This window comes from Reichenbachiella sp. (assembly GCF_033344935.1).
In the GTDB taxonomy this organism is placed as follows: Bacteria; Bacteroidota; Bacteroidia; order Cytophagales; family Cyclobacteriaceae; genus Reichenbachiella.
The window spans coordinates 3564935-3585519 of sequence record NZ_JAWPMM010000001.1; the positions used below are offsets into that span (position 1 = coordinate 3564935).

Sequence of the window (20585 nt, forward strand, 5' to 3'; positions counted from 1 at the left end):
ATCCTCCTTTCATCGGATTTGATCGAAATGACATACGATGGACAAGTCAGTTATCCTTTCAAAAACTCGGGATCTTTAAAAGCGGGATTGGGATAATCGTAAAACCCTCCTTTGGTTTTTATTCCTAGTTTTCCCTTATTGAGGTAATTGGTTTTCAGATATTCAGCGTTCGCTAGTTTCTGCTTATCGTTTTGGACCTCGCCCCAGTGCATCATCACGTTGTACATGGTTTCCAGACCGATCATATCCATTATCATAAAGGGGCCACGAGGGTTGCCAGAAATCATCCAGGTGCGATCTACCTCTTGGAAATCAACGACTCCTTTTTCAACCAAATCAAGCGCCGCAGTTAGCATGGGGCCTAAAATTGAATTGAGCACATAGCCGTTCTGTTCTTTGTTGAGCACGATGGGTACCATTCCTATAGCCTTGGCGAAAGCAATCGTTTCCTCCTTCACTTTCGGATCTGTGGTTGCATGCGTCATCACTTCGGCTACGTTGAAAGTCCAAATCATATTGGCAAAATGCAAGGCAAGAAACCTTTTGGGCTTATCGACTGCACTCACAAAATCACTAGGCAATAGCGTAGAAGAATTGGACGTAATAATAGTATCCGCCGATACGACTTTCGAAAGTTCTTGATAAAACTCCCTTTTGATTTTCGCGTTTTCAGGTACGGATTCGCTAATGAAATCAGCGGAATCTGAGGCTTCAGGCAAACTCGTCGTATAAGTTAGTCGTGCCTTTGCAGCCGCTACCTCCTCGCTGGTCGCTCCTAACGATTTTTGAAAGATACCTGCAAACTGCTCGTGAAATTTCTGACTAGCCGCTAGACCGCTTTCGTAGGCATCATACACTACCACATCAAATCCTTTGAAGGCCGTTTGCCATGCGATTTGTGAACCCAAAGTCCCCCCTCCGGCGATCATTACTTTTTTGATATTCATTTTAATATTTTAAATCTTTGATTATGTCGTAAGTAGAAATAGTTGACACTGGCTTGGTGAAAAAGTCATCCAATACCTGAAAAAACAACTCAGGTTTTTCGTAAGAACCGAAATGGGTGGCACCCGGCATTACAAACAGATTTGACTTTTTGATATTGGAAAAAACCTCGATGGAATGCTCTAATCGGATCACGTCTCGATCACCAGTCATCACCAAAACTGGCGCTTTTATCTTACTCAAATCCGAAATGGGAATTTGCGGTTGATATTTCATCAACAAAAGCAATCTCAATTTGTACTCGTCCGTAGCGTTTGCAATGGACTGATTCAGCCAATCTTCGATTTCGTCATAGACTACACCAGGTTCTGGCCGCAAATTCGCTCCAAAGACCGCTAATTTCTTCACCTTATCAGGGTAGTCAATCGCCAATTTCAGCCCAATGATCCCTCCATCGCTCTGACCCCAGATATAACAAGAATCTATACTTAGCCGATCTAACACGGCATTGATATCTGCTGTCATTTGCTCATAGGTGAGGCTATCACCAATATCCTGCGTCTTTCCATGGGCTCTGCTATCCATGACGATGACCTGATATTTGCGCTTGTAATATTCGATTTTGGGAGTACTAGACTTGATAGAGCCTCCATTCCCATGAATCAGTAACAAGGGTTCTCCTTCACCATATATTTCGTAGTAAATTTTGATCCCATTCACCTCGGCATACTTCCCTGCTTCAGGATTGTTTCCATAAGGGGGAATTGAGTTCTGGCATTGTACGGATGCAACTGATAGCAGCAGAAACAATAAAGTTGTACAACAGAAATTCATACTTGGAGGTTAAATGTTAAGAAAGATCAACATAATAATAGACCATCCAAGCTTTAAAACAAAAAAGAGGTTGAAAGAATCAACCCCTTGATATTTAAGCTTTTAATATTTGTTCTATTTCTTCCAGCTCCTGGCTAGTAAACCCAATGTTATCTATGCTCATCAGATTTTGTTTGAGTTGCTCGACACTACTCGCCCCTATCAGCACGGAGGTCACTACCTCATTTCTAAGTAACCAGGCAATGGCCAATTGCGATATTTTTTGATTTCTAGCATCTGCTATTTTTTGCAAAGCTCTAATCTGATTCAATTTCTCTTCGGTAATCTGATCTGCCGCAAGAAATGGTGACGACGCTTTGGCCGCACGTGAGTTCTTAGGAATACCATCTAAATACCTATCCGTGAGGAGTCCTTGCGCCAAAGGTGAGAAAACTATACTTCCGATTCCATTGCTTTCCAACGTATCCAAAAGTCCATCTTCTACCCACCTGTCAAACATCGAATATCGTGGCTGGTGAATGATGAATGGTGTTCTCAACTCCTTAAATATTTTAGCAATCTCTGCAGTCTGCTCCGGCTGATAATTTGATACGCCTACATACAAGGCCTTGCCTTGCTTCACTGCATGATCTAGTGCCAAAGCGGATTCTTCGATAGGCGTATTAGGGTCTGGTCTGTGATGGTAGAAAATATCTACATATTCTAATCCCATTCTTTTCAAAGACTGATCCAAGCTAGATAGAATATACTTCCTACTCCCCCATTCGCCATACGGTCCTTCCCACATGTGGTAGCCAGCCTTGGTAGAAATGATCATCTCATCCCGATAAGGCATCAAATCCTGCTTCAACATTTTCCCGAAATTCTCTTCAGCAGAGCCGGGGGGTGGGCCATAGTTATTGGCGAGGTCGAAATGGGTAATCCCTCGATCGAAAGCATATTGCACCATTTTTCGTCCATTCTCATATTCGTCTACATGACCAAAATTGTGCCATAACCCTAAAGATATAGCTGGTAATAAAAGTCCTGATTTTCCGCATCTACGGTATTTCATCGTGTCGTACCGATCTGCTGCTGCTTGATAAGCCATAAATTCTTCTTTGTATTTAAAATAAAACCTGTTCAAAGTCAGATTACTCCTTTTTTAAGGCATTCAATCTGGCATCATATGTAGTTTTGGGAGTGGTAGCGCTATGCGCTAATGGGTGGGTAAATCTAGGCCTTTCGGATAATAATAAAAAAGCTTTTTCTTCTGACATTGATGAACTTGCTTCCAATCTTCAGTAACCAATTGAATACCTATGACCCCACATGTTGGTATATTAAAAATATTCTCTCCTGTTAATTCATTGGCATAATCTGTGATGCCGGGATTGTGAATAAAAAACATCGCTGAGTCATGAACGTTATCTAGGTTTTGAATCACCTCTTCTATATCCCGCTCATCTCCATGAAACAAATTCTCCTCCAACTGTAAATCTGCCTTCAATTTGTCAAAAGCATGTAAGAAATTAACAGCTGTATCTTGTGTTCGACGAGACGGGCTGCTGACAAAAACATCAGGGCTTGAAATTTTGTCGACCACATATTGTGCCATTCTCGGTGCGTCTCTCTTCCCCCTCTTGTTCAGTGGACGCTCACGATCGCTTAAGCTAGGATCTTTCCAGCTGGACTTGGCATGACGTACGAGGTAGAGCGTTTTCATGTTTATGATGATTCGGGTTCTTTATAGGTCAGGGTTTAAACCCTCACCTATGAAAATGAATTATTTTTTCCTCCCCTCAAAATACTTCGATATCTCTTCCAAATTCATGGCATTGAGGCACATCTCTTTGGTTAAGCCACCTTTGCGACCAGCCAATAGACCATAGTACATATCCTTGTAGCCTTCCATTTTGTGTGCATCTGGGTTGATGCTTAGCATGACGCCTTTTTCTAGTGCATAGTGAACCCAGCGCCAATCGATATCCAGGCGGTAGGGACTAGCATTGATCTCTATCACCACACCCTGTTCAGCGCAGGCATCGATCACCGCTTTATGATCCACTGGATATCCTTCTCTTTCAAGAATTAGCCTCCCGGTCATATGTCCTAAAATGGTGGTATATGGATTATGGATAGCTGTCAACAACCTATTGGTTGCCTTAGTAACATCCATGTTCAACCCTGAATGAACTGACGCTACAATAAAATCAAAGCTAGTCAGTATGTCGTTAGGATAGTCTAATGAACCGTCATTTAAAATATCAGATTCAATTCCTGAAAATATTTTGAATGGTGCCAGTTCTTCATTCAGTTTCTTAATTTCTTCTTGCTGCTCTTTTACTCTAAAATCGTGTAATCCGCTTGCATATACGGCGGTCTGGCTATGATCAGAAATCCCCAGATATTCATAGCCCAAATCACGACAGTGCTCAGCCATTTGACGCAAAGTATGTCTACCGTCACTGTAGGTGGAGTGATTGTGTAGGATACCTTTGAGGTCATTCATTTCTACCAGCTCAGGTAGCTTGTTTTGTTTGGCCAGGTCGATCTCAAACTCGCCTTCTCTCATTTCCGGCACTACGAGCGATAGTCCTGCTGCTTTGTAAATCGCTTCTTCGGATTCAAATTGTTTTTCTTGTACTACCTGCTTCAAATTTTTATCGCCATCGATTGGCGCATGCAGATGCTTGGGGTTAGCGGTGGTTTCTACTAAGGTATTGTAGAACTGCGCTGTTGCGCAAAATCGGATTTTGACAGGTATTACACATTCATCGAAAGTTCCACTCCAGGTCAGTGGACCAGAGAGTTTCTCGTTTTCGTCAAACCCTTCCACGCTACTAATCACCTTTCTGGTCGCTTCGAAATCATCGGAAGCCACTAGAAATTCTAAACAACCGATGACCTCCATCCTACGACGCAGATCGCCAGTTTCGGAAAATAGTGTAATTCCAGGTTGCTTCTCAAAGGCAGCCAAAATGTTGATCATGAATGGCTCTACATTGGCATATCGCTCGAAGCCTCTGCAGTCGAGTGTAAACTGCACCGCCTGCATCAAGGTATCTTGAGTTTTGTCTGCAAACCCTTTGAGCTTAGACACTTTCCCTTGTTGGCAAAGGAGTAGTAGATCATCTAGATTTTCAGCGCCACCATCTTTCCAGAGCACGGCAATTTTCTTTGGGCCGAAGCCAGAAATTTTGAACATCTCAACAACGCCCTCTGGTGTATCTTGTAAGAGCTGATCCATACTTTCAAATGAACCTCTTTCCAGAAGCTGAGTAATATTTGCTGCCATTCCCTTGCCGATGCCTTCAATTTTCGGAATTTCGTCTATCTGCATCGTACTCATCTCAGTATCCAACGCGCTGATCGTATCTGCTGCCGTTTGATAGCCGCGGATTTTGAATGGATTGTCTCCATGGAGTTCCATCAGTTGTGAGGCGAGTTTGAGCTTGGATTTAATTTCGGCGTTCGTCACGATAGTCGTATTTTAAAATTGAAATATAAACTTACAAATTGCAATAGAATTAAATGCCAATTAAGGTTTATAAGTTATCATTGCGACGAATCAAAGCTCAAAAATCGATTGGGAGTAGTCATCAAACAAAGTAGTATTTCTGCCTTTTTCACCTATTTGGGTGCTGCTATTGGTTTTGTTAATACCATTATTCTTTTTCCCATATTCTTATCTACCGAACAGATTGGATTATTGAGGGTCATTCCTTCTACCGCTTTCTTGATCACCTCTTTCTCACAACTCGGCATTGCAAGCACCCTGCAGAAGTTTGCCCCAGAGCTAAAAAAAAAGCCTGATGGGTTAACTCAACTCATTACGTTTTGTGTGATTGTTGTCCTACTTGGCTTTAGTATTTCTTGCGGAATTATTTATCTATTCGAGGATTACATCAAGGCCTATTTTAGTACGAACTCTGCTTTATTGTCAGAATATTTTTTGGTAGTAATCGTGTTGGTTCTAATCCTTTCTCTTCATGCCTTATTTGAAGTCTATAGCAGACTATTCTTAAAAACAATTATTCAAAACATTATCAAAGAAGTGGCCTTAAGGCTCATGTTTTCTATTGGGGTTTCGCTTTACTTCATTCAATTTATATCCTTTCCTGAGTTGGTCTACGGTTTAATTCTGATGTACAGTTTGATGCTTATTATGCTTTTGTCATATACCCATTATTTGGGGGAACTCAAATTCAGCTTGAAGCTCGATTGGATCGACAAGCCATTGGTTAAACGCATTGCATTGTATTCTTTGTTTGTTATGATAGGTTCTGGCAGTGCCAATATTGTTTTGAACATTGACCAAATCATGATTTCTTCTGCACTAGGCCTGCAGGCCAATGGAGTTTACTCCACTGTGTTTTATTTTGCTGTAATGATTGAGCTTTCCAGACGTGTCATTGTACAGATAACCACCCCTCTTATTTCCGATTCATTAGAAAATCAAGATCTACCAGCTATAGAGAAAATCTACAAGCAAACTTCTATCAATCAGATGGTAGTAGGTGGGTTATTCTTCATAGGACTAGTTTGTAATTTGGACAACGTTTTTGCGCTGATGTCTAACGGACAAGAGTTCGCAACAGGAAAGTATGTGGTCTATTTCATTGGTCTATCCAAAGTAATGGAAATGGCCTTTGCTAATAGTAGTCCCATTATTGCTATGTCTAAATATTACAAGTTCAATGTAATAACCATAGCCATTTTGGCGATTCTTATGGTTTGCCTCAATCTTGTACTAATTCCAATGTTTGGTATATCAGGAGCTGCTTTTGCCTCCATGCTTGCCCTTTTAATTTTTGGAATTATCAAGATGATTTTCATCCAAATAAAGTTTGGCTTTATTCCATTCACCTGGAAGAATGGCACTTTACTACTCATCGGACTAGCGGTATTAGCCATAGGGTTTGCCCTTCCTAAATTTGATAATGCGATAATTGATTTAATCCTGCGCTCCTTTCTCATCGGGCTGCTTTATTGTGGAGCCGTATATTTCTTTAAAGTATCAGATGAAATAAATAATGGATTGATTCATCTGACGAAAAAGTTTTCACAACGATAATACTTTCATACTCATCGAAAGCACTAGATTAATTCCAATCAAATCAAGACTTCTCCGTTTCAATAGTATGAAAAATTTAAACCTACTTTTAATTCTGAGCTTTCTTTTGTTTGTAGAAGCATGTGATAGTGATGAACCAGATTCCAATACCGGCGATGAAAACACAAAAGAACTCAGTCAGTTGTCCGATGATTTCTCTGGAGATGGAGCGCTCATCGACTATGTCACCAACAACGCATCAGCCTTACCCGACGTATCGAGAAAAAATGGGCGATACCATGCCAACCTCACCTCGAATACAAACAACATCACGCTACACTATCACGAGGACCAAGGTCGACTGGATGCAAAGAAACTGTCCTTCCCTTTTGAATTTATAGCCAGGAATATTGGCATTGGCACGCAAGAAGATTCACAAACAGCACCTACATCTGTCAACTCTCCTTACAATTTTTGTGGAGTACAAGTGCACGTGCTGAATCTCGAGACACCAAGCTCTAGTCATGTGGTAGTTGGTCACCGCGGGCCAACGGCCTTTACCATAGAAGGGAAAAATACGAGCAACGGAAGTTCGAGTGTCAACGACATCGGCGCCAACACGGTACCTGATGGTCGAGCAGATATACGTATTGTTGGTAATGAAGACCACACGATAACCGTTTATTGGCAAACGCCAAATTCAACTTCTGGAGAAGATGATTGGACGCTCTATAATGGCACAGGGGACTTGCCTGGAACAGCTCCAATTTTTGAGGATGAAGTATATGTAGGCTTGATAACTTATGCTTTTGAACTCACTGGTGTACCTTTCGTAGGTACCTGTGATGGGATTGAGATCAAATAGCCAACTTACTTCTTTTTTTTACTTTTTCACGAGCCTGATATTCAGACAATGTCAATTTGAATTCAGTTGATCGATTAGGTTCACTTTTTATTTCAATATTGCCGCCATTGAGTTTAGCGAATTCAAAACATAGTTTCAAACCCATGCCTGTACCTTTTTCACCAGCTGTACCAGGCGTACTTTCCTTTTCCATTTTTGTGAATAAAACTTCAATTTCACTTTGAGTCAACCCAATACCGTTATCAATGACCTGCACATCTACATTTCCCTTTTTTGAGGAGGCCAACATGGTGACAACACCTCCTTTTGGAGTGAATTTAATGGCGTTATTGACCAAATTTCTAATGATAAAAGTCACCTGATTTTTATCTCCAAATGCATAAGCACCTTTTCCAACACTGTATTTCAGCTCGATATTTTTCTTGTCTGCCTGATCTCTGTACAGCTCCCAAATGTTGCTTAATATTTGACCAAGATTCAATTTTTCCTTTCTTGTTTCAAATTCCTGAACTTGAATTCTCGCCCATTCTATCAAATTGTCAGTTAAATTAATTGTATTGTCCACAGTAGTCTGCAAACCTTGACTCAGTTTTTTGACATCTTCCTCACTCATATGCTTAATCCCTTCTACCATAATAGAGGACAGCCCTTTCAACGAATGAAGCGGGCTTCTCAAATCATGAGCAATGATGTTGAAAAACTTATCTTTCGCATTGTTCAGATCCTTTAAATATTCAGTTTGAGCCTCAATCAATATTTTCTGATCCAACAATTCTCTGGTTCTTATTTTCACCAATTCTTCCAATTCTTCGTTTGATTTTCTAATGATATCTTCAGCTTGTTTTTGAGCTGAGATATCAAAAGACAGAACCAACAATCCATCATCTACAGGCCTTATCTTCAACTCAAAATATCCTTTACTGCTATCTGGAAAATCAAATTCGTTCACCCACTCATTTGCCTGCTTTTTTTGCATACACTGCTCCAAAAGTTTGAACATGGGAGTTTTCTCAATACCTGGAAATTTTTCCATCATGGTAAATCCAATCAAATCATTTTTGGATAATTTGGCATGACGTGCTACAGCTTCATTGGCATAGATATATCGCCATTCATGATCGATGACTTGCACACCTTCGATCATACCATCGAAAATCTCATAGTTTCCCATAAAATTAATTTTTCTCAATCTGGTCAGGCAGGCTCACTTGAAAAGAACTATTCTATCTAGAATAAATAACTGCTGTCAATCTTATAGCTGGAGAAATGAAATAAATATGTGGTAAGGGCTAAATATGAATTACCACTTCTTAAATAAGTTAATGCATAATTCGGCAAATACAAAGCCTATGCACACTTTTCACTAGACATTTTTAGGCTGTTCTTTTTTTCGAATCGCTAAAACATTTCCTATCATTATCAGTACCACCCCGATGGCAGCATACCAAGTCATTTGATAGTTTTCAAAAATTAATGAAATACCGATAGCTATCACCGGGATTATGACCAAAGCATAAGCAGCTTTATCAGCTCCTACTCTACTGATCAGCGTGAGATAGGTGCCAAATGCGATAATTGAACCAAAAACTGTCAGGTAAAGCAATGAAACGATGTAAGTAGCTGATGAATCAAAACTAAACGGGCGCTCTAGAATCAAAGCCAAGAGTCCCATCCAAATACCTCCGTATAACATACCATAGGCATTCGCTTGAATAACTGGAATGTTGCTGGCAGAGTTTCTCGCCGATGTGATATTACCTAAAGAAGCAATAATCACTGATAAAACCGTAATGATGGTGCCGACAATAGTTTCCTGAGAAAATGTTAAACCCAGAAATTCATTACTAAAAATCAATATGGTACCTGACAACCCAAACAAGGCTGCCATCAAAATACTTTTGTTGATGGGGCACTTTAAAAAAATGGCTCCAAACCCTGAATTTAAAAATACTAAAGTAGAATAGGCCACAGCAATCAACCCACTGGCGAGATAGACTTCAGCCTCATAAACCAACCAATAGTTTACTCCAAATAGCAAAAAACCTTGTAAAGCAATAAAGCCATGTTCCCGAATGGAGAATTTCATCTTTCTTCGAGTAGCTAAACAAAACGTAATCATCACTACTCCGGCCAGTAAGTATCGGTAAACCACCGAAACCAAGGGATCCACCACACCCAACTGGAACTTTATAGTAAACCAGGTTGACCCCCAGATCAACGCAGGAATTATAAACAGCCAAAGATTTTTATTCATAACCAATGTTCTCTAATTAGCGCAAGCTAAACAAATGTCCTAGATGAATATTCCTAATTGTGGTGATGAGTAATGATAATAGTTTTGAGAATGAAAGAATTTCGGCTTGTCCCAGACTCTATGATCGATTATATTTAAACAACCTAACCCACATACCAGCTAAAAAATGAATCTTCAGGAGCAAATACTTGATAGCTACGACAGTTTGGTCGTCTTTTCACTCGATACCTCCTACCGTATTCTATCATTTAACAAAAGTGGATTTCTACTGCTCAAGCAGATGTATGGTAGAGAAGCCAAAATAGGAGATGATATCCTTGATTTTTTTGAAAGCGAGCGCTCCAAATCATTAGCAAGGGAGCACTTCGACAGAGCCCTTCAAGGCGAGCGATTTACAGTCATGCGTCCGTTTGGAACAAAAGGAAACATGAGACACTTTGACATCATGTATGCGCCTCTCGAAACTAATAACAAGATCTATGGTTTCTCTGCGCTTGTAGTAGACATTACTGAAAAAAAGAAACACGAAGAAGAACGTATACGAGCCAATGAAATGTACAAGAGGTTATTTGTCACGTCCAAAGATGCGATCATGACTTCTGAGCCTCCTTCCTGGAAATTTACTACAGGAAACAACACTATTCTAGACATGTTCAAAGTAAAGGATATGAAAGAATGGACGTCATTGGGCCCTTGGCATGTGTCACCAGAGTATCAACCCGATGGTGAACGCTCCTCAGAAAAGGCCAAACGAATGATTCATACGGCGATGGAAAAAGGTTCTCATTTTTTCGAATGGACCCATCGGAGAATGAATGGAGAAGATTTTCCGGCCACTGTTCAATTGACACGAGTCGACTTCAGTGAACGTCAGTTTCTACAGGCCACAGTAAGAGACATTACCGAGGTAAAAAAGACAGAAAAAGAAAGAATTCTAAACGAAACCAAGTTCCAAAACATCTTTGAGGGTGTGAGCGAGGGTATTTTGGTGGCGGGCTATTATGAAGGTTCATTTCTATATGCCAACCCAGCCATCCAAAAAATGACCGGCTACTCACAGGAGGAGATAATAGGCCTCCCTCCGAATCTGGTACACAACGAAAAAGATCATGACCTGGTACTTAATGCAGTCAAAAGTTGTAAACATGATCAAGAAAGTAAAACCATAGAAATAGAGTTCATACGAAAAGATAAATCCACTTTTTTAGGACAGGCCATCTATTCATTTATGAAATGGGGTGACTTGGACTGTATCGTAGCCTTTATCAGAGACATCAGTGATCTCAAAAAAGCAGAGAAAGAAATTCGTGATAACCAAATGAGGTATCAAGCCTTATTTGAGTATTCAAAAGATGCCATTATCATCTTCAAAGCCAGCGGTGAATTCGTTACTGGCAATGAAGCGGTTGTAAAACTATTTCATGCCGAAAACCTTGATGCATGCAAAAACACACCTCCTGATGTAATTTGGCCAGAGTTTCAGCCAGATGGAAAACCATCATTGGAGAAATCTGAAGAAGTGATGCGAACAGCCGTCGAAAAAGGTTCTAATTCTTTCGAATGGCAATACAAAAAATATACTGGTGAAACATTTTATGCATCTGTCACACTATCTAGAATAGATACCGATGATGAGGTATTTGTCCAGGCAAGCATTCGAGATATTACTGAGCAAATAGAAACAAAGAAGCGGCTTGAAGCTCAAAACGAATTACAAAACCTCTTGATGAGAATATCTTCCAAATATATCAATACACCACTCGCAGATGTAGATGAAGCTATTCAAAACTCACTCAAGGAAATTGGTGAATTCGTTAAAGCAGACCGCTCCTATCTGTTCGAGTTTGATTACATCAACCGAACCATTAGCAACACCTTCGAGTGGTGTGCAAAAGATATTCGTAGCGTCATGAGTGATTCGCAAAATCTTCCAATGAATGAGGTGGCTGAAATGGTTGACCCTCACTTTCTTGGTGATTTCATTTACATCCCGGACACTCAACTTATGGAAGAAAGTGGCTCTAAGAAAATCCTAATAGAACAGGAAATAAAAAGCTTACTAACCGTTCCTTTGATGCACCGAAACAACTGTATAGGTTTTGTGGGCTTCGATTCAGTGGCAAGTAAAAAAATGTATTCTCAAAAGGAAATAGCCATTTTGAAGCTTTATTCTGATATGCTGGTCAATATTCAGATGAGGTCCGAAAAAGAAAAAGAACTGCAAAAATTATTACACACCACAAAAGAGCAAAATCAACGACTTAAAGAATTTTCATACATTACTTCGCATAACATCCGTGCTTCTGTAGCCAATTTGTTAGGACTTTCTGAAATGATTCGAGTAATTCCAGAAAGCGAGGGCTATTTAGATATGTTGAAGGTGACCACGGAAAAACTGGATAATTCCATCACCAACATCAATGAACTAATCAATTTCGAAAATCAAACCAGTGAATTAAAAAAAATAGATTGCAGCTTGTCTGAAGCCATCCAAAGAGTATTGAAGTTGACCAATCAGATCATCAAAAAGAAAGAAGTTGATCTAAAAATTGACATTGAAGAATCACATATGATCAAAGCTTTTCCTGCCTATCTCGACAGTATTTTCCATAATTTGATCACCAATGCTTTGAAGTACGGTATCACAGATCAATCCAAGTTGCTAGAAATCTACGCCAACCAGGAAGAAACCGGAACTTCTGTTTTCATCAAGGATCGCGGCTTGGGGATTGACCTGGACAAGTACAGAGAGAAGATGTTTAAATTGGGAACCAGACTGCACGACACCTCCGATGGACAAGGTCTGGGCTTGTTTATGACCAAAAGACAATTAGAAGCCATGGGTGGACAAATCGAGGTTCAAAGCCAACTAAATAGCGGCACCACTTTCAAACTATTTTTTCCAGAGTTAGTAAATGCATCCTGATCTTTCTTCCTTCTACTTAGATAAACCCGAGCCTATAAAAAGTTGTTTGTTGGCACTCAGAGATTTGGTTCTTCAGTTTGACTCTGATATCAATGAAACCAAGAAATATGGCATGCCTTGCTATCTCTTCCAAGACAAACCCTTCTGTTATATCTGGACAGATAAAAAATCAGGAGATCCCTATCTTCTCATTGTGGAAGGAAATCAAATCAATCATCCAGCTTTGATTCAAGGGGATAGAAAAAGGATGAAAACCTTACCGGTGAATCCATTGTCCGATCTTGACATAACTTCAATCCACGAAGTGTTGGGAGAAGCAAAAAAGCTCTATTTGAAAAAACAATAAGCTAAACGACTATCACATACCAAGTTCAACTTTGAACGCCATTCCCCATCAATTTGTATCATAAACGAACACTCCCAATTTAATAAAACAGGCTTAACACTATCCTAATAGCTGATTGGTAGCTTTAGCACAGTTATTGCAACTGTTACAACAAAACCAAAATAAAACTCAAATGACAAAGTGGATTTCAACCCTCGCCGTAGCCATCATTATTTCATTCAATACCTCTGGGCAAACGCATCAACCTTCACTGGAAGATTGTAAACTGATGTTTCAGGACTACTACTATCTGAAAGACTGGAAAAAGGCACAAACCAATCTGGAATACATCATTAAAAACAGCCCCAATGAAGGAGAAAAGTACTACATCAAAGGCGTGAAAGTATATGAATACTTGATGAAGGAAACCGAGGACAATGAACTCGACAAACAATATCAACAAAAAGCCCTTGACCTTTATCAATTACGTCTATCCATCTATGGAAATAATGACCAGGTTCAAAATCAGTTCTTGTCTAGCATCTATCGCTATTGGATCAGTCAACCGACTAAATACGACAGTCTCGCCTCTCTTTTTCAAGTCAGATTTGATGAAAATATTGAAGTAGTATCTCAATCCAATATGCTGGCCTATTTTGATGTCATGCGCCGGGCAAAAAAATATAAACAACCTTTTGACGAAGCATTAGTACTGACCAATTACGACCGAATAGCAGAACAGATGAGACTCGAAGGAGATGCTAAAGGCTACATGGAAAAAATCGACCAGATGCTATTGGAGTCCGTTGATCTCAATTGCGAGAAAGTGGAAGAGGTCTATGGACAGTCAATAAGCGAACCTCAGCAAGCAAAGCGCTATCTCAATATGATTTTCAGAATGGATTGCGAAGTAAATGACAAGGCCCAGGAAGCTTTGGCTGTAGTCTTAGACAACGATCCGGAATATAAACTCGCTATGTATGCCGCTAAAAAAGCTACTATCGACCGAAGGTTGAGCGATGCACAGCGATACCTTGGCATTGCGTTGCAGCAAGCCACATCGCTCGATCAAGAAGGAGATGTATATATGGAATTGGCTAAAACCATGACGCTAAAAGAAAAGAAACAGGATGCCTACAAATATGCCAAACAGGCCATCGCAAAAAACAACAACAAAGAAGCCTATAAGCTGATTGGCAACTTGTACATGTCCAGCTTCAGCGAATGTGTGGGTGACAAAGACATCGTAGCCAGAAGAGCAGTATTTATCGCTGCTTATGAAAAATTCAAAATGGCAAATGATGAAAAAAACATGGCACTCGCAGAAGCGCAGTTCCCCACCATGGAAGAGATTCATTTCAACAGCTATGAGCTGGGACAATCCCTGATTGTTGATTGTTGGTTTAAAGAAGAAGTGGTGATTGCCCGAAGGCCTGTAGAATAAACAAAAAAAACCCTGACGGATTCTGTCAGGGTTTCAAAACCAACTCAAACTACTCGTTTCTTAGCCAATAAATTTGGCGAATTCTCTTTCAATAGTTTTTGGACTAGAGCCATAGCCTACTCCTAGTTGCTCTGACATCACATCAGGGTAGATATCTTCCTGGCCCGCTGCTAATCCATCCACTACTGCCTTAGCGACGTTCTCTGGTGTATCCTTACCCATTTCCATATCCTTGGTCATATCTGTATCTATTGCACCCGGATAAACACCCGCTACCAAAACGTTGCGCTCTGCTAATTCCGCTCTATAGCCTTGTGTTACACTATGCACGGCTGCTTTAGTCACAGAGTAAGTGCCGATCACTGGCATATTCGCCAATCCAGCCAACGAAGACACCACGGCTATCGCTGCCGCATCTTTTTGTTTCAACACTTCCACAAAGGCATTGGTCAAGTTGATCACGCCGTGTACGTTCACTGCTAGCTGATCCGATAGATTGACAGCCGCATCTTTCCCTAGGATACTATCGAATTTCAACACGCCGGCATTGTTAATTAAAATCTCCACATCACTCGCCACTTTTGCAGCTTCAGCTATAGTCGCTTCATCCGTCACATCCAGTTTCAAAGGCACCAATCGATCACCGTACTTTTCTTTTAGCACGACAAGTGTCTCAGGGTTTCGCGCACCAGCATAAACTTTTTTGGCTCCTCTTTCGAGTAATTCTACCACGATAGCCTTACCTATCCCTCTGTTTCCACCACTCACTAATGCTACTTTTCCTTCTGGATTAATTTTTACTTCTGACATTTGATTATTGTTTTAGTTTTTTAAAAGTTGTAGGCTAGAAAACGGAGATGATTAAAAACCGGATATAAATTTTTATCGTAAAATTGCATCAGTGATATTAAAATATTTATACCATGATAAATCTAGAATGGCTCAGAACTTTTCGAGCGGTATATAAAACCAAGTCATTAAGCAAGGCTGCAGACATGCTGATGGTGAGTCAGCCCACCGTGAGTCAGCAGATATCAGCATTAGAATCTCGCATGGGCAAAAAACTCTTCGAACGAAAGTCTAAAGGTGTAATCGAAACCGACGTGGGTCAGATGCTCAATACCATGATTTCGGGTTCTATTGAAGCCTTGGAGGGTGTGGAGCACAAAATCATTAAACCGGATTCTAACCTCAAAAACATATTGACCATCGGTGTATCGCCTCACCTTTACAAAACCACTTTTTGTCAAAATATTTTAAGTTTAGGAGAATACGTACATCTGACTTTTGGCACGAAGCAAGAACTCATTAGAGAAGTGGAAGAAGGCAATTTGCTCTATGCCATAGTTCCTGAAAAACAAAACACCTACGATACTTACTGTTACCACTTGATCGATCAGAATATAATACTGGTAGGAACACCAGATGTTGACTTCAATGAATTAGAAAAACACTACAAAAAAAGCCATCAAATGGCTCAAGACTGGTTGGCTCAACACAATTGGTATGCACACGACCACAATTCTAGCTTTATCAAAATATACTGGTTGAATGTGTTTGATAAGAAAAGGCCAGCTATAGTTCCTAACTATGTAATTCCAAACGAATTTGAAGCGCTGTACCAACAAACAAGGGGGGCTGGGCTCTCTATTGCCTTCGACAATGTAGCGCAGCACTTTGTAAGCGAAGGCACTTTACAAACTTGCGAACTAAAGAAGGTTCACTATCGAGATTTGTACTTGATTGCTAATAAGAAAAAATCCAAAAGTAGCGAAACCGAAAAATTGCTACAGATTTTGAGAAAAATCAATCTGCCTGCTCCTTACTAGCTGCTTTTCCTTTCCCAATAGGAATCGTACAGTAAATATACCAACTGCGGTTTCTATTGGCGCCACCAGGATTGTTCTTTCGTACATCAACAAATCCCTGATAATATCGTACGCCAAGATTCATGCCGCCGGGTTTCAATTTGTATCCAACACCGCTGGTGAATCCCGCATCCAATCGTTTATAATTATCCCTTTCATCTTCCCGATAAACGATATCATTTCCATTCAAATCATAGTAGTAATAGGTAGAAGCCTTGTGCCTCAATGCCAATTGTGGGCCAAGCATCAAATGTATTTTTGGTGTAACGTTATACTTCATCAACAATGGAACCTGAAAATATTCTACCTTCAACCGTGCATCTGCCCCTATCAATACACCATCCAAACCCGTAATTCCGGTCACTGCAGGGTCTTGGTTAGTAAACTCCATTCCAGACGCAGAAATAACATTAACCGATGGGTTAAAAACCCATTTTTCACTTAAAATAAAATCAAAATAAAATCCCAAATGTAATGAGCCATAATAACTGCTTTCATCCAAGCCAGATTGGTTAGATGTAGCATATCCGCCTATCAAGCCGAATTCAAGTTTTTCTGAATTTAGCTTGTCGCCTAATAGCAATGAAATAAGTACTTGTGAGTGAGCATGCCAAGAAAAGCATGCAAGGAATAAAAATAGTAAGGCAGATTTTTTCATGAGCGTAGATTAATTTACTCAAATAAAAATAGACCAAAATCAATTATCTCAATTATTCCCTATTATTTATAAAACAATTTTAACATTTGACATCATAGCTCTTTTCAGCATTAATCTAAAAGTTTTATCTGTCACTTCAAGCCAATTCACTGTCATAGCCAACAATAACTCTTTCGCCATTTTATAATTGGCGAATCCATAATGCAAGGCTACTTTTTCCAATGCCTCTTTGTCTTTAATTCTTCTGCCTCTTGTTAATTTTTGAATTTCGGCCAGCACCTTTTTAGAAGACCCCAAAATTAATGGTTCACCAGTGGAAGATGAGATTACAAATACCCCAGACAAATCATTGAGTCTTCCGGTTTTTTGAATTAAGGTATTGATACCATTGCCTCTTTTTTGAAATATGCTCAACTCATAGCCTTGCAAGAGTTTCCTTTTGAGCAAATTCACCTTCGCTATGATCCTCTTCGAACGATTGAGCTGCTTTGCCGAATAATTTGGGGCAAGCACATCTAATTTATTGATTATTGAATGTTCCATGATGTAAGTGTTTGCACAATTGGTTGCCAATTCCATTCCAAACTGAAAATCAGCACCGTAAGCGATCCAAAGCGCTTTGAGCTCTATTCACAACCCTAAAATGGGAAACAAATTCCCCAAATGGGAATTTCATAGAAGACAGTCAGTCAAACCATGTAGGATTTTAACTCATGATTTTCAGGGTTGATAGAAAATCAGCTAACTTCGCGGATTAAACAGCAGGTAAGATGGTTATTTATAAAAAGTTCGCATTTGATTCAGCACATTTTCTCCCGAACGTACCGGAAGGACATAAGTGCAAAAACATGCATGGTCATACCTATAATTTGACGGTGTATTTAGAAGGCGACTTGGATACCGAGCTACAATGGGTGATGGACTTTAAGGAATTGAAAGACGTAGTAAAACCAGTGATCGAAAGCATCGACCACCAACTGCTCAATGACATAGAAGGCCTGGAGAACCCTACGGCAGAAAGAATAGTGGTATGGATTTGGGAACAAATACAACCTAAACTGCCTCTTTTGAGTAAGCTAGAACTAAACGAAACCCCTACATCTGGAGCCATCTACGAAGGAAAATAAGACGACAATGGAAGCAAAAACACACGATATCGAAATCATGGCACCGGCAGGCTCATACGAAAGCCTTCATGCAGCCATCAAAGGAGGAGCTAATTCCATCTACTTCGGCGTAGAGCAGCTCAACATGCGCGCCAGATCGTCCAACAACTTCACGCTTGAGGATCTAAGGAAAATCGCTGAAATCTGTACCGAAAACAACATGAAGTCCTACATCACGCTCAACACCGTGATGTACGATCATGACATGAACCTCATGCGTTCGATCGTGGATGCAGCTAAAGAAAGTGGCATTTCAGCTATTATCGCGGCTGACCACTCGGTCATGAACTACGCGAAGAAAATTGGTTTCCCTGTCCACATCTCTACCCAAGCCAATATCAGCAACATCGAAACAGTAGAATTCTACGCCATGTATGCCGATGTCATGGTTATGGCACGTGAACTCAGCTTGATGCAAGTAGCTGATATCACCAGAGAAATCAAGAAAAGAAATATCACCGGCCCTGCTGGTGAATTAGTCCGAATCGAAGTATTCGCTCATGGTGCGTTATGTATGGCCGTTTCTGGCAAATGCTACTTGAGTTTGCACTCTGATATGGCTTCAGCTAATAGAGGCGCCTGCGTACAAAACTGCAGAAGAGAATACACAGTCAAAGACGAGCAAGGCAACGAACTCAAAATTGACAACGAATATATCATGAGTGCCGCAGACCTCTGCACCATTGATTTTATGGATAAAGTAGTAGAGGCTGGAGTTTCCGTATTCAAAATTGAAGGACGAGGAAGAGCGGCTGACTATGTATATACCACCACCAAGTGCTATAGAGATGCCGGCGATGCTATCAATGAAGGCACTTACACCGCTGATAAATTCGAGCATTGGAAAACCGAACTAGAAAGAGTCTACAACCGTGGATTCTGGGATGGCTATTACCTAGGCCGAAAAATGGGTGAATGGAGCGAAGTACATGGCTCGAAAGCCACCACTAAGAAAATATTCTTAGGCAAAGGCGTAAAATACTTCAACAAACTAGGCGTAGGCGAATTCCTCATGGAAACTCACGCACTGGAAAAAGGTGATGAAATCATGATCACGGGGCCTACTACAGGTATCGTAAAAGCGACTGTCGAAGAAATGAGAGTTGCCGATTCCACTGTAGATAAAGTGAAAAAAGGCGACAGCTTCTCTATCAAGATTGATGAGACCATTCGCCCTTCTGACAAACTATACAAAGTAGTACCTGCCTAATATGCACAAAATCACCCACTATCGTGATCGATGCATTGGGTGCAATGCCTGCGTAGAAATTGCGCCGGATCGATGGCGTATTTCCAAGAAAGATGGGAAATGTACATTAGTGGGTGGTAAAACGAAAAAAGGCATCTATCACGTAGATATTCATGAAGTAGAGTTGGAAGAAAACAAAAGAGCAGCAATAAGCTGCCCGGTCAACATCATTAAGATCGACGGTAAGTAACTCTTCGCCTCCATTCTTAAAACTTAAAATTGCCATTTCGCAGATGAACTTCTGTCATGGACTTTTTATTTTACGTAGTTTACGTATATTTGTACGTAGTTATACGTATTTAAAAGTTATGGAAGGAGCAAATTGTATCACATGTCAAAACCTTGAATGTATTATTAAGAAAAATAGTCATGACAAGGATGTTGAACAGTATCTAAGTAAAAAACACACCATTCAATGCAAAAAAGGACAGCAGTTCATTTTGGAGGGTGCACCAGTTCACGGGCTTTACTTCATCAACAAGGGCAAGGCAAAAGTGGCCAAAACAGGCTTTCAAGGTAGAGAACAAATTGTTCGATTTGCCAAGGACGGAGAGATCATTGGACATCGTGGATTCGGTATAGGTGAATCATATCAAATCAATGCTGTAGCCTTGGAGGATACGGTTCTTTGCAATTTTCCTAATGAATTGATGCAAGACATGCTAAAACATGCGCCAAATCTCACTTACGATTTCATGCTGTTTTATGCCGATGAGCTGAACAGAAGTGAGACAAAAGTGAAAAAATTTGCTCAAATGACGGTACGAGAAAAAGTTATCGATGCCATTCTTTATATCCACCGCAAATTCGGACAGAGCAACGATTATTTAAACATTCAGCTTTCAAGAAAGGAAATAGCAGATTTTGCTGGCACTACAGATGAGCAAGTCATTCGCGTCATATCCGCATTGAAAAAAGAGAACCTATTACGTGCATCGGGTAAGAAGATTGGAATTGTAGACCTCGACTTACTCAAAAAAGAGATCTCTGAGCATAATTTCTTCCTAGATAGTTAA

20 protein-coding genes are annotated in these 20585 nt (G+C 40.2%); 10 read left to right on the plus strand and 10 right to left on the minus strand.

The window, feature by feature from the left end; genetic code table 11:
- Positions 1-50: 50 nt before the first annotated feature.
- From R8N23_RS15310 to polX, 5 genes are all read right to left on the minus strand, one after another.
- Positions 51-947, minus strand: coding sequence for a 3-hydroxyacyl-CoA dehydrogenase (locus R8N23_RS15310; RefSeq protein ID WP_318172486.1), 897 nt, complete (start codon positions 945-947; stop codon positions 51-53).
- Position 948: 1 nt separating this feature from the next.
- A complete protein-coding gene (locus R8N23_RS15315) occupies positions 949-1779 on the minus strand; it encodes an alpha/beta hydrolase (RefSeq protein ID WP_318172487.1) in 831 nt (276 codons plus the stop codon).
- Positions 1780-1873: 94 nt separating this feature from the next.
- Entirely contained in the window at positions 1874-2869 is a 996-nt protein-coding gene (mgrA, locus tag R8N23_RS15320) for an L-glyceraldehyde 3-phosphate reductase (RefSeq protein ID WP_318172488.1), read from the minus strand.
- Between the two features lie 108 nt (positions 2870-2977).
- A complete protein-coding gene (locus R8N23_RS15325; RefSeq protein WP_318172489.1) occupies positions 2978-3484 on the minus strand; it encodes a SixA phosphatase family protein in 507 nt (168 codons plus the stop codon).
- A gap of 60 nt (positions 3485-3544) precedes the next feature.
- The gene (gene polX / locus R8N23_RS15330) at positions 3545-5239 is read right to left on the minus strand and encodes a DNA polymerase/3'-5' exonuclease PolX (protein ID WP_318172490.1); all 1695 of its coding nucleotides are present in this window, start codon (positions 5237-5239) and stop codon (positions 3545-3547) included.
- 108 nt (positions 5240-5347) lie between these two features.
- Here polX and R8N23_RS15335 point away from each other — a divergent pair, with 108 nt between their 5' ends.
- Together R8N23_RS15335 and R8N23_RS15340 are read left to right on the plus strand one after the other, a co-directional pair.
- Entirely contained in the window at positions 5348-6835 is a 1488-nt protein-coding gene (locus tag R8N23_RS15335) for an oligosaccharide flippase family protein (RefSeq protein ID WP_318172491.1), read from the plus strand.
- 67 nt (positions 6836-6902) lie between these two features.
- The gene (locus R8N23_RS15340; RefSeq protein ID WP_318172492.1) at positions 6903-7679 is read left to right on the plus strand and encodes a hypothetical protein; all 777 of its coding nucleotides are present in this window, start codon (positions 6903-6905) and stop codon (positions 7677-7679) included.
- On the opposite strand, the gene R8N23_RS15345 is transcribed toward R8N23_RS15340, so the two are convergent.
- Together R8N23_RS15345 and R8N23_RS15350 are read right to left on the minus strand one after the other, a co-directional pair.
- Entirely contained in the window at positions 7672-8850 is a 1179-nt protein-coding gene (locus tag R8N23_RS15345) for an ATP-binding protein (RefSeq protein ID WP_318172493.1), read from the minus strand. The two genes, R8N23_RS15340 and R8N23_RS15345, sit on opposite strands and share 8 nt — an antisense overlap.
- A gap of 192 nt (positions 8851-9042) precedes the next feature.
- Positions 9043-9933 (minus strand): DMT family transporter, encoded by an 891-nt coding sequence (locus R8N23_RS15350; protein ID WP_318172494.1) that lies wholly within the window; start codon positions 9931-9933, stop codon positions 9043-9045.
- Positions 9934-10099: 166 nt separating this feature from the next.
- Between R8N23_RS15350 and R8N23_RS15355 the strand changes: the two genes are divergently transcribed.
- The 3 genes from R8N23_RS15355 to R8N23_RS15365 all read left to right on the plus strand — a co-directional run bounded on the left by R8N23_RS15355 (position 10100) and on the right by R8N23_RS15365 (position 14628).
- On the plus strand, positions 10100-12859 hold the full coding sequence (locus R8N23_RS15355; RefSeq protein ID WP_318172495.1) for a PAS domain S-box protein: 2760 nt from the start codon (positions 10100-10102) through the stop codon (positions 12857-12859).
- Positions 12860-12908: 49 nt separating this feature from the next.
- Positions 12909-13205: a DUF1801 domain-containing protein gene (locus R8N23_RS15360; RefSeq protein ID WP_318172496.1), complete on the plus strand. Its 297-nt coding sequence runs from the start codon at positions 12909-12911 to the stop codon at positions 13203-13205.
- A gap of 172 nt (positions 13206-13377) precedes the next feature.
- Positions 13378-14628: a hypothetical protein gene (locus R8N23_RS15365; RefSeq protein WP_318172497.1), complete on the plus strand. Its 1251-nt coding sequence runs from the start codon at positions 13378-13380 to the stop codon at positions 14626-14628.
- A 60-nt stretch (positions 14629-14688) separates the two neighbouring features.
- Here R8N23_RS15365 and R8N23_RS15370 read toward each other — a convergent pair whose 3' ends face one another.
- Positions 14689-15438, minus strand: coding sequence for an SDR family oxidoreductase (locus tag R8N23_RS15370; RefSeq protein ID WP_318172498.1), 750 nt, complete (start codon positions 15436-15438; stop codon positions 14689-14691).
- 113 nt (positions 15439-15551) lie between these two features.
- Here R8N23_RS15370 and R8N23_RS15375 point away from each other — a divergent pair, with 113 nt between their 5' ends.
- A complete protein-coding gene (locus R8N23_RS15375) occupies positions 15552-16457 on the plus strand; it encodes a LysR family transcriptional regulator (protein WP_318172499.1) in 906 nt (301 codons plus the stop codon).
- Here the strand turns inward: R8N23_RS15375 and R8N23_RS15380 are convergent.
- Together R8N23_RS15380 and R8N23_RS15385 are read right to left on the minus strand one after the other, a co-directional pair.
- On the minus strand, positions 16435-17154 hold the full coding sequence (locus R8N23_RS15380; protein ID WP_318172500.1) for a porin family protein: 720 nt from the start codon (positions 17152-17154) through the stop codon (positions 16435-16437). The two genes, R8N23_RS15375 and R8N23_RS15380, sit on opposite strands and share 23 nt — an antisense overlap.
- 66 nt (positions 17155-17220) lie before the next feature.
- Positions 17221-17697 carry a hypothetical protein gene (locus R8N23_RS15385; RefSeq protein WP_318172501.1) on the minus strand — a complete coding sequence of 159 codons (477 nt, stop codon included), beginning with the start codon at positions 17695-17697 and terminating at the stop codon, positions 17221-17223.
- Positions 17698-17924: 227 nt separating this feature from the next.
- Here R8N23_RS15385 and queD point away from each other — a divergent pair, with 227 nt between their 5' ends.
- The 4 genes from queD to R8N23_RS15405 all read left to right on the plus strand — a co-directional run bounded on the left by queD (position 17925) and on the right by R8N23_RS15405 (position 20585).
- A complete protein-coding gene (queD, locus tag R8N23_RS15390) occupies positions 17925-18281 on the plus strand; it encodes a 6-carboxytetrahydropterin synthase QueD (protein ID WP_318172502.1) in 357 nt (118 codons plus the stop codon).
- 7 nt (positions 18282-18288) lie between these two features.
- On the plus strand, positions 18289-19530 hold the full coding sequence (locus tag R8N23_RS15395) for a peptidase U32 family protein (RefSeq protein WP_318172503.1): 1242 nt from the start codon (positions 18289-18291) through the stop codon (positions 19528-19530).
- A 1-nt stretch (position 19531) separates the two neighbouring features.
- Positions 19532-19759, plus strand: coding sequence for a ferredoxin (locus R8N23_RS15400; RefSeq protein WP_318172504.1), 228 nt, complete (start codon positions 19532-19534; stop codon positions 19757-19759).
- Positions 19760-19877: 118 nt separating this feature from the next.
- Positions 19878-20585, plus strand: coding sequence for a Crp/Fnr family transcriptional regulator (locus tag R8N23_RS15405; RefSeq protein ID WP_318172505.1), 708 nt, complete (start codon positions 19878-19880; stop codon positions 20583-20585).